Origin of the sequence: Pseudorhodobacter wandonensis (assembly GCF_001202035.1) — a bacterium.
GTDB classification, from domain to species: Bacteria; Pseudomonadota; Alphaproteobacteria; order Rhodobacterales; family Rhodobacteraceae; genus Pseudorhodobacter; species Pseudorhodobacter wandonensis.
On sequence record NZ_LGHT01000008.1, the window covers coordinates 1 to 10,410 of the forward strand.

Genomic DNA, 10,410 nt, shown 5'->3' on the forward strand with positions numbered 1-10,410 from the left:
CGGGTGAGCGTCCGAGGAAAACGGCGAAATCCTTGATCGCACGGATGTGGGACTTCTGCGCCTTGTCCCCCATTCCACGGATGCGCATGTCTTCGATCATCCGCTGGCGCAGCGGGGTTACTTTCTCTTCTGTCATGGGAACCTCCTGTCTGATGATTGAGAAGACCCCAATCGTCAGGCAGGTCGGTCAAAACGCAAAATGCGCACCACTTTGGGGGCGTGTCACGCCATTAGCCAAATGCACCAATGCCGCGAAGCGGCTTCGTCCTTGTCCGCACATCAGACATCGGTGCTGGCCGCGGAAAAGGTCCGGAAGGACCTCAATCTAACAAAACTCGGCACGGCCACGAGCGGCGGTTGTGACGGCTAGTCAGGAACTGCAACAACCATCCGGATATTAGACAGCGATAAATTGCGTTCAGCGTATGTTCAAAAATATGAGCGTTTCGTAGCGCACCTCAGGGTGCGTTGTTCTTGGCTTGCTGCGCATTCACTCTGTGACGACCAACCGGCATAGCAATGTATTGTCCAGCACCAGATCGTCACTCCAGATCAGTTTGGCGGACTTGTCCCAGTTGATCTTGTCATAGCCGTCTTTCGGTCCGACCTCACGGGCTGTGTGCTCAACCGCCAAAGGCCAGGCGCTGTCGTCGAAATCCGCCGCGGTCCAATTGGCCGGGATCGGTGTTTCGACAAAAGCGCAGGCACCTTGCCCTGCGACGGGATCGCGTTCATTTGCACATGCACGGTCTACGGGCGCGTGCTGCACAACAAGACAGCGCATGGTACCGTCTGTGGCAGCGATCAACGCACCATTTGCGGCATCGCGAAACTGCGCGATCATGCCGCCGTCGCCCATCTGCTGCCGGTTTGTGCCAATGTATTCCAAGCCGCTGTCGTTTTCCTTAAAATCCTTGGCCATGATCGCAATCGTCATCGGCAGATCAGAGGTGAAAGTAGTAGTTTCGGCGTTGAAGGAACGCTCGGTGGTGATCGGCACTGAATCCTCGATCACCTTTTCGCCATTCACATACATCTCAAACCAATTGTCGACCCAGATGTCCGCGATGATGGATTTGGGTTCTGCCAAGGCCGTGGTTGCGGTCAGGATCAGGGCGGCGGTCAAAAGGGTGCGCATGAGGTTTCCTTTGTCTGTTAATCTTGTGTCAGGCAGGTTGGCCGGATCAGTTCCAGAATGAGATCCGCGATGAGGCGATCACTTTGTCTTTCATCGCGGCGCTCAGGGTTGCCCAGTCAACCGACAAGTCGTCATGTTCGGCCAGCGTTGTCAGCGGGGCGTTCAAGGTGAAAAGTTCGATAAAATATTCATGTTGCGGGCCGCTGCCAAACGAAAACCACGGCTTTGGCGAACAAGGCGGGGTATAGCCAGTGGCCCTTGCGTCCTTGTCGGACCCTTCATTTCCGATGGAGTCGGGGTTGCCGCGCGGCAATGAAACCGTTGCCGCAGGTATATCCCACAAAAGCCAGTATTGGCTGGGCGGGTTCACACCTTCGACGGTTCCTTTGGGGTAGTGATACATAATCAGCGCAAGGCTTTGGGTGCCGGTCGGTACGCCAGCCCACGCCAGCGGCGGTGACAGGCCATCGCCGTTGTCACGATGACACTTCAAATCGTCGGGCAAAGCACCGCCTGTTGAAAACGCGGGGCTGGTCAAGGTCAGCGTATCCTGCGCCGCAACCGGGCTCGCACATACAAATCCGACCAAAGCCAACCCGATGAATTTGAACAGCGAAGTTTTCACCGGCAGTATTCCCCTGTTTTGATTCTGCCACCATCGGTCACTGTGCGCGTTTCAAAGTTATAACAATCGGGTGTGTCGGCAGGAGCGTAGCGCATGTAATAGGCCTCGCCCTCATAGGTGTAATCCATGCTGCGCTTGCCATCAGGGCTTTGGGTGAACACGAGATTCTGCACGCCGCCTTGGGGTGGCACACCCGAGTCCTGACCGCCGCCGAAAAGACTTGCCGATTTCAGCGGTGCGACACGAGGCAGGTCGCGGATATCGGGAACCTCGCCCATCAGACACTGAATGATATAAGGGGCCTCGGCCGAAGTGTGATAGCGATAGCCGAAAGTGGCGTCAGGCTGGCCATTGCAGACGTCAAGAACATCCAGCGCGATATGGGTGCCGTCGGGGTTATTGTCGCTGTATATCGGAAACCCATCAAACGCCCAGCCAATGATCGCCGCATCGCCTGCATTTTCCATCTGCGCGATCATGCAGACCGGCTTGACGTGATAGTGGTAATCATTGCCGCGCCCCGCGTGCCCGCCGCAGGCATCAAGCTGCTCGGTTTGCAGCGTGTCATGCTCGGTTTGTGTGTGATAGAGGTCTTCCACCGTCATTTCGCCACCACCGGTGTAATCATAGATGGGCACACCGTTCACGGCCACGCCCAAGGCTGCGTCGCGAGTCTGGGGTGTCGTGCCCAAAATGGGCGTCAGAGGGATTGGTGCTGCGTAATCTTTGGCAGGAACCGGAACCTGCTCATTTGTGCCGACAATGCCGGTCATCAACGGATGATCAGGATAGGTGTCCGATGTGATGAGGGCCTTGTTGGCGTCGCAGGTGACAGTTACCCGATCCGCAAAACCCGCTTCCGCAACGGAGGCTTTTACAGCCGCACAATGATCAACGTTATCATGAGACCAAGCGAGGCTTGGGCTAAGTAAGGTGAGTGTCAATAACCCGTATTGGATGGCGCGGCGGCGAAGTGTTGCGGCTCTTTCCGGCATAGTGAGACCCTCGGTTTATTTTGCTGTTGGTCATCATACGCGTTTAATTTGGATTTCCGTCGTATTTGCATGAAATAAATGCGGCGTTTTCCATGCTGCCATAGAAGCCCGGATTGTTCCGCCTAGTGTCCTTGCTCAATGAAACCAAACTGGCAACTTCGTGTTCGCTTCGTATCCGGCTCTCCTCAAAGAGCTGCTCAAATAAAAGTTTGCCGTTCTCTGTCTGACATAGCTCCTCAAATTTCCGGTGTTGACAAACTTTTTTCCTCCGAATGGGCCGCCCGCCTTAGAGAAAATTACTCTGGAGCTTTGTTATTTTGGCGAGCTTAGAAACTACCGTCGCCATTTATGCCGGCCTCACGCCAAGGTCCGTGATAACAACCGCATCCGTACGCCATTTGTCGTTGGGTCGGTTACTCCTACAATGGCTTCAATGAGCGAAATACCAATCAAAACGGTTGCTCAAAATTGGATCGCCTTGCAGCAGGCGTTAACGGCTTGCAGCACCAACCGATCTTCAAAGTTGAGAGCAGAATTTATGAAAGTCGTAAGACATTCGAGAGATCTTGTCGTCTGCCATCGAGTTCGCATTTCAGGCATTCTGACGACAAGATCCAAGCTGCCGTTATAGGTTGTTTGGGCCTGAAACCAGACCCAACAGGCCTTAAGCGGGGACAGTTTCGACTGGCGGTTCTTTGGCGCCGGTCATAAAGGCCACTGCGTCAGACATCGTGTAGTCCTTTGGATTCACCACGCAAAGACGTTTGCCCAGGCGGTGAACGTGGATGCGGTCGGCGACCTCAAACACATGCGGCATATTGTGGCTGATCAGGATGATCGGAATACCACGCGATTTCACATCCTGGATCAGTTCCAACACCTTGCGCGACTCTTTCACACCCAAGGCTGCTGTGGGTTCATCGAGAATGATAACCTTGGAGCCGAACGCTGCCGCCCGTGCGACTGCCACACCCTGACGTTGGCCACCAGACAGGGTTTCGACCGCTTGGTTGATGTTCTGGATCGTCATCAACCCCAGTTCGGTCAGCTTGTCGCGCGCCAGTTGTTCCATGCGCGGCCGGTCCAGTTGGCGCAGCCATTTGCCCATGAACCCCGGTTTGCGCAATTCGCGGCCCATGAACATATTGTCGGCGATTGACAAGGCGGGTGACATGGCAAGGGTTTGATAAACCGTTTCAATCCCCGCTTCGCGTGCCTGAATGGGCGAGGTAAAGCGCACCTGCTTGCCTTCCAGATAGACTTCGCCTTCATCCGGGACAATCGCACCTGACACTGCCTTGATAAGCGAGCTTTTACCGGCGCCGTTATCGCCAATGACGGCCAAAATCTCACCGGGATAAAGATCAAAGTCGCAATGATCGAGGGCGGTGACTTTGCCGTAGCGTTTGACCAGATTGCGGCCTTTCAAAATAGGTTCCATCAGACAGACACCTTTCTAATCCATTGATCCACAGCGACAGCGGCAATAATCAACGCGCCAATCAACAGGTAAGTCCATTGCGCGTCGGCCCCCAACAGGCGTAGGCCAAGGGTGAACACGCCAACGATAAGCGACCCGAACAGCATACCCAGAATAGAGCCACGACCACCAAACAGTGAGATACCACCGATCACCACAGCCGTGATGCTTTCGATATTGGCCAACTGCCCCGAGGTGGGCGAAACCGACCCGATACGGCCAATTAAGGCCCAGCCGGCAAAGGCGCAGATCAGGCCCGAAATCATGTAGACCGAAATCAGCGTGCCCTTGACGTTCACGCCCGAAAGCTCTGCCGCGTCAGGGTCGTCGCCCACGGCATAGACGTGGCGGCCCCAAGCGGTGTGTTTCAGGATATAGGCGAGCAAAATCACCAACAGCACCATGAAGACCACGCCAACGGTAAACACCGCGCCACCCACTTTGAACGTGGCGCCAAACAGTTGCAGCAAGGGCGCTTGGTCGGCAATTTCCTGGCTGCGGATGGTTTCATTGGCAGAGTAAAGGAAGTTTGACGCAAGCGCGATTTGCCACATACCAAGCGTCACGATGAAGGGCGGCAAGCGCATGATGGCCACAAGCCAGCCATTGACGAAGCCAACAGCGGTGCCGATGGCAAGACCACAAAGGATCGAAAGCTCGACCGGCAAGCCATAGCGAAAGGTGAATTGTCCCATCACCACCGAGGACAAGACCATGATCGCACCAACGCTCAGGTCAATCCCCGCAGTCAGGATCACAAGGCTTTGCGCCGCCCCAACGATGCCGACAATCGCGGTTTGCTGCAAGATCAGCGTCAGCGCGAAGGGCGAGAAGAACTTGCTGCCCAATAGCGCGCCGAACACAAGGATCGACAAGACCAGAACAATCAGCGGCACAAGCGCCGGATTGATGTGCAGCCAATGTTGTAATGTGCCGATAGCCCCACGATTGGGCTGTTCAAATCTAGCAACCTCTTGGCTGCCGCGCTTTGAGACGCTTTCAAAATTTTCAGCTTCTGGCATGGCGACCCTCCTCCCCTTATGCAAGCGTTTTGGTGTGAAAAGAGGCGGCGCGGGCCGCCCCCTTCCAACTTGTTATTACCTGCGGCCAATCAGCCCCAGCACAGCTCTGTACCTTTGGCGCTGTCGATGCTCTCAACGCCATCAACCGGGGTGTCAGTGATCAGGGTAACGCCGGTGTCAAAGAAGTCTTTGCCTTCGGTATTTGCTGGTTTTGTGCCATCTTTGGCCCAAGCTGCAATCGCCTCAACACCTTTGGAAGCCATCAACAGCGGGTATTGCTGCGACGTGGCACCAATAACGCCGTCTTTAACATTGGCCACACCGGGGCAACCGCCGTCAACCGATACGATAAGCACGTCTTTTTCGCGGCCAATCGACTTCAGCGCCTCATAAGCACCGGCAGCGGCCGGTTCGTTGATGGTATAGACCACATTGATCGAGGGGTCTTTAGCAAGAAGGTTCTCCATCGCCTTGCGGCCACCTTCTTCGTTGCCCGACGTGATGTCATTGCCTACGATGCGCGGGTCGGTTTCGTCGCCCCATTTGTTCGGGTCGCCCAGTTCAATGCCAAAGCCCTGCAAGAAACCCTGATCGCGCAGCACGTCTACCGAAGGCTGCGACACGGCAAGATCCAGCATCGCGATCTTGGCATTGGCAGCCTCGGCCCCCAGTTTGCCCGCCGCCCATTTGCCGATCAGTTCACCCGCAAGGAAGTTGTCGGTGGCGAAGGTTGCGTCAGCAGCGTCAATCGGGTCCAACGGCGTATCAAGGGCGATGACGAGCACACCCGCATCGCGCGCTTGCTTGACCGCAGTGGTGATGGACGAGGTATCGGATGCGGTCAGCAAAATGCCCTTTGCGCCGTCCAGAATGCAGGTTTCAATCGCCGCAACCTGGGTTTCGTGATCACCATCAACCTTACCGGCAAAGGATTTCAGAGTCATGCCAAGCTCGGCAGCTTTGGCTTCAGCACCCTCTTTCATCTTGACGAAGAAGGGGTTCGTATCGGTTTTCGTGATCAGGCATGCCGTGACGGCCTGAGCCGAAGCAGCGCCTGCAAAGCCCATAACAACGACCGCAGTGGTTGCGAGTAATTTCTTCATGATGTCCTCCCGAGACAGTCTTTGATCCTTCCGGCACACCGGAATGTCACCCCGCAACATCTGCGGAACTTCACTAAGAAAGCCTGATTCGGGGCTTGAAGTCAATTAATAAATAAACTTGATTTACTAATCATAATGGCGTCTTGTTTAGGTATGGCGTAGAAGTATATGGTCGCTCGCATGGATGGTTCAAAGATCAGATCGTTAAGCAGTGGCGCGAACCAAAGCGGTTTGCGCGACTATAACGAACGTCTGTTGCTGTCGATGTTGCAGCGCAACGGGCCGCTGCCCGGATCGGACCTCGCGCGCATGGCCGGGCTGTCGCCGCAGACCGTGTCGGTCATTTTGCGCAAATTGGAACAGGACGGATTGTTGGCGCGCGGTGAACCTGTGCGCGGCAAGGTTGGCAAACCTTCGGTGCCGATGCGGTTGAACCCGGACGGGGTGTTTTCCTTCGGACTAAAGCTAGGGCGGCGCAGTGCCGAACTGATCCTGATGGATTTTGCGGGCAAGGTTCGTGCCCAACGCCGAACAACATTTCCGTACCCCACTCCAGAGAGCATCCTGTCTTTCTTGCAGGTCGGCCTAGAGGCGTTGACCGATGAGATGCCTACAAAACTCCGACATCGGCTATGTGGAATTGGCATCGCGGCCCCCTATGAATTATGGAACTGGCACCAATTGGTTGGTGCGCCCGAGGCCACATCGCAGCTCTGGAAAAACATAAACCTGCAAGAAGAGGTTGGGAAATTCAGTGATTTGCCTGTGTTTATGGTGAACGATGCCACAGCCGCTTGCCGTGCCGAACATGTATATGGCAGGGGTAAGGAATACCGCGACTATGCGTATTTCTTCATTGCGGCCTTCATCGGCGGCGGTATTGTTTTGAACCATTCGGTTTACGAAGGGCATCAGGGCAATGCGGGTGCCTTGGGGTCTTTGCCCAGTATCGGTCCCAGTGGCGAAAGCCGCCAGCTGATTGATATCGCTTCGCTTCATGTTTTGGAGGGCCGATTGCTTGAGGCCGGGTTGGACCCTGCGCGCCTTTGGCAAACCCCGCAGGATTGGAGCGGCCTTGCGCGGTATGTCGATCCCTGGGTCGGACAAGCAGCACAAGAATTGGCAAAGGCCAGCATATCCATTTGTTCCGTCATCGATTTCGAAACCATCATGATTGACGGGTCTTTTCCGAACGAGGTCAAGCAAGCGCTGGTAGAGCGCACGCAACGCTACCTGCAAACCCAAGACACCCGAGGACTGGTTCCCCCCACGATTTGTGCGGGAGAGATTGGCGGCAAAGCCCGCGAAATCGGCGCTGCTTGTGGCCCGATATTTTCCCAGTTTCTTTTGAACACCAATACTGGCGTGTTTTAGTGCAATCCGTGCCGTGTATAACCTCTAAGAAGCATTAAGTCGGTAAAGTGGGCGCAACCCGACCTGCGCTGCGCCGACCACGAAGGTCCGGTTTGGTGAAGGTTTTCTGATGCGGGTCGCGGCGATACGCTGCGCATTTGCGCGACCACGACCCGCGTTGGAAAACCTCCCAAGGAGGAAGCCGCGGGGGTCTTGGTGCGATCTATGGGGAAAGTGCTGGGACGGTTGAGGCGACGGCTGTGTCAGGGGTGCGGCTGAAGGTGCGCGTAACGGCTGAGCCGGTCGCAGAAGCGGCCGAACATGCTGACACCGCTGTGCAGATTGTGGTGCTTTCCGTCGTTTTTCGCGCCGCGGAGCGATAAGCGCATACGGGCTGGGCCGGGTCTGCGGGCAGCAGCCAGTGGCGGTTCGAGACAAATGACAGGCGGTGCGTCATGCGGCCTGCTCCCTCGGAGGTGCGCGCGACATCGGCTTTTGCCCGCGACGGAAGATCTCGATGATGCGCATGGGTCCGCCGCAGCAGGGGCACGGTTCGCGCAGGGTGAGTGGTATGATCTCGGTGCTGCGTTCTGACGCGGCGGCCTTGTCCGGGCGCTGGACACATAGCAGGGCGCGGATCGTGGTGATGTTGGCCTTGCGGTCGCGCTGGCCAGTAATCCGTAGTGCCGGATGCGGTGGAACCCGTCGGGCAGAACATGGATCAGGAAGCGGCGAATGAACTCGGGCGTGGCCAGGCGCATGACCTTTTGGCGGTCGCCGGATTTGATGCGGTAGTCCTTCCAGCTGAAGGCGACAGTTTGGGCATCGGCGCTGACCAGGCGGGCGTTCGAGATTGCCACCCTGTGGGTGTATCGGCTCAGGTAAGCTAGCACGGCCTCGGGACCGCCGAAGGGTGGCTTGGCATAGACGACCCACTCGGATTTGCGGAATGGAGCGAGCCAGTCAGTGAAGGCATCAACCTGCGCCAACCGTTCGAGTTCGCCAAAGAAGACCAGTTTCCCGGTTCGGTGCAAATCCATCAGCCCTTCCAGAAACAGGCGCCGAAACAGCCGCGACAAAACTCGCACATGCAGGAAGAATCCCGGGCGGCAGGCGACCCACTTGGTGCCCTCAGGCGACAGGCCGCCGCCGGGGACGATCATGTGGATGTGCGGGTGGTGGGTGAGTGCCGAGCCCCAGGTGTGCAGCACGCTGGTCAAACCCACCCGCGCGCCCATGCGCTTGGGATCGGCCGAGATTGTCATCACCGTTTCGGCGGATGCCTTGAACAGCAGCCCATAGACCGCCTTCTTGTTCAGTAGGCGATCTGGGCGATCTCGGCCGGCATAGTGAAGACGACGTGGAAGTATTCCACGGGCAGCAGGTCCTCGGCGCGCGCCTCCATCCAGTCGCGCGCCGCGGGCCCCTGGCACTTGGGGCAGTGCCTGTTTTTACAGGAGTTATAGGCGATGTGATGGTGGCCGCACTTGGCACAGCCAGCCACATGCCCGCCGAGCGCCTCGGTTCGGCAGGCTTCAATCGCTGACATCACCTTCAACTGGGACAGGCTGACATGCCCCGCATTGGCCTGCCGCCACGCAGGACCAAGGGCTCGGAAGATGTCAGCGATCTCCAGTTTACGCCGGGGCATCCCGGCGTCTGGTCACTCCAGGCTTCGCTTCACCGTCTGATCCTGCAACTTGGCCAGCATCTCGTAGGGGCTGACGGTGTCGCGGATCGTCTTGGTGGCCACATGGGTGTATCGCGCGGTGGTCGTCAGCTTGGCGTGGCCGAGCAGCACTTGGATCACCCGCACGTCGGTGTTCGCCTCCAAAAGGTGGGTGGCAAAGCTGTGCCGCAAGGTGTGCAGGGTCGCGGGCCTCTTGACCCCGGCCATATGCTTGGCCGAGGTGAAGGCGCGGTTCAGCTGGCGCGGTGAGATCGGGTTGATCTTGGGCTTGCCCGGAAATAGCCAGCCTTCGGGACGTGCCTCGCGCCACCAGGCCCGCAACAATTCCAGTAATCCGGGCGATAGCATCACCTTGCGGTCCTTCTGACCCTTACCCAGTTCTACATGGATCAGCATCCGGTCGCTGTCGATGTCGCCGATCTTGAGGTTGCAGACCTCGGCGGCCCTCAGCCCGGCGCCATAGGAAATGCTGAGGGCGGCGCGATACTTGAGCCCAGGCCCGGGCGCTGCCATCAGGATGTCTGATACCTCTTCGACACTGAAGACCACGGGCAGTTTGCGCGGCTCCGTGCGGAATTGCATGTAGCGCTTCATCTCCTCCCGCCCGCAGGTCATACCGAAAAAGAAGCGCAGCGCCACGATGCGCGTGTTGAAGGTCGACGGGGTCACCCCGGTATCCGACATGTGGAGCTGATATGCGCGCAGGTCCTCTGGCGTCGCCGTGTCGGGTGATCGTCCGAGGAAAACGGCGAAATCCTTGATCGCACGGATGTGGGACTTCTGCGCCTTGTCCCCCATTCCACGGATGCGCATGTCTTCGATCATCCGCTGGCGCAGCGGGGTTACTTTCTCTTCTGTCATGGGAACCTCCTGTCTGATGATTGAGAAGACCCCAATCGTCAGGCAGGTCGGTCAAAACGCAAAATGCGCACCACTTTGGGGGCGTGTCACGCCATTAGCCAAATGCACCAATGCCGCGAAGCGGCTTCGTCCAAGGGCCGATC

At 57.2% G+C, this 10,410-nt stretch carries 8 protein-coding genes and 2 pseudogenes; 1 reads left to right on the top strand and 9 read right to left on the bottom strand.

The features are described from left to right. From AKU79_RS01200 to AKU79_RS01230, 7 genes and pseudogenes are all read right to left on the bottom strand, one after another. A pseudogene (locus tag AKU79_RS01200) lies at positions 1–136 on the bottom strand (tyrosine-type recombinase/integrase); the annotation flags it as partial. Between the two features lie 354 nt (positions 137–490). After that, the gene (locus tag AKU79_RS01205) at positions 491–1,138 is read right to left on the bottom strand and encodes a hypothetical protein (RefSeq protein WP_050521771.1); all 648 of its coding nucleotides are present in this window, start codon (positions 1,136–1,138) and stop codon (positions 491–493) included. A gap of 46 nt (positions 1,139–1,184) precedes the next feature. After that, a complete protein-coding gene (locus AKU79_RS01210; RefSeq protein WP_050521772.1) occupies positions 1,185–1,763 on the bottom strand; it encodes a YbhB/YbcL family Raf kinase inhibitor-like protein in 579 nt (192 codons plus the stop codon). Then, positions 1,760–2,758 (bottom strand): YHYH protein, encoded by a 999-nt coding sequence (locus AKU79_RS01215; RefSeq protein WP_082223869.1) that lies wholly within the window; start codon positions 2,756–2,758, stop codon positions 1,760–1,762. The genes AKU79_RS01210 and AKU79_RS01215 overlap by 4 nt, the downstream gene beginning before the upstream one ends. A 664-nt stretch (positions 2,759–3,422) precedes the next feature. Then, complete coding sequence (locus AKU79_RS01220) at positions 3,423–4,199, bottom strand: ATP-binding cassette domain-containing protein (RefSeq protein ID WP_050521773.1); 777 nt, start codon at positions 4,197–4,199, stop codon at positions 3,423–3,425. Then, on the bottom strand, positions 4,199–5,260 hold the full coding sequence (locus AKU79_RS01225; RefSeq protein WP_050521774.1) for an ABC transporter permease: 1,062 nt from the start codon (positions 5,258–5,260) through the stop codon (positions 4,199–4,201). The genes AKU79_RS01220 and AKU79_RS01225 overlap by 1 nt, the downstream gene beginning before the upstream one ends. An 89-nt stretch (positions 5,261–5,349) precedes the next feature. Continuing rightward, a complete protein-coding gene (locus AKU79_RS01230) occupies positions 5,350–6,363 on the bottom strand; it encodes a sugar ABC transporter substrate-binding protein (RefSeq protein WP_050521775.1) in 1,014 nt (337 codons plus the stop codon). Between the two features lie 180 nt (positions 6,364–6,543). Between AKU79_RS01230 and AKU79_RS01235 the strand changes: the two genes are divergently transcribed. Further along, positions 6,544–7,737 (top strand): ROK family transcriptional regulator, encoded by a 1,194-nt coding sequence (locus AKU79_RS01235; RefSeq protein WP_050521778.1) that lies wholly within the window; start codon positions 6,544–6,546, stop codon positions 7,735–7,737. 432 nt (positions 7,738–8,169) lie between these two features. Here the strand turns inward: AKU79_RS01235 and AKU79_RS01240 are convergent. Beyond that, positions 8,170–9,367 (bottom strand): annotated as a pseudogene (locus tag AKU79_RS01240) (IS91 family transposase). 12 nt (positions 9,368–9,379) lie between these two features. Continuing rightward, positions 9,380–10,267, bottom strand: a complete 888-nt coding sequence (locus AKU79_RS01245) for a tyrosine-type recombinase/integrase (RefSeq protein WP_050521776.1) — start codon at positions 10,265–10,267, stop codon at positions 9,380–9,382. Positions 10,268–10,410 lie beyond the last annotated feature (143 nt).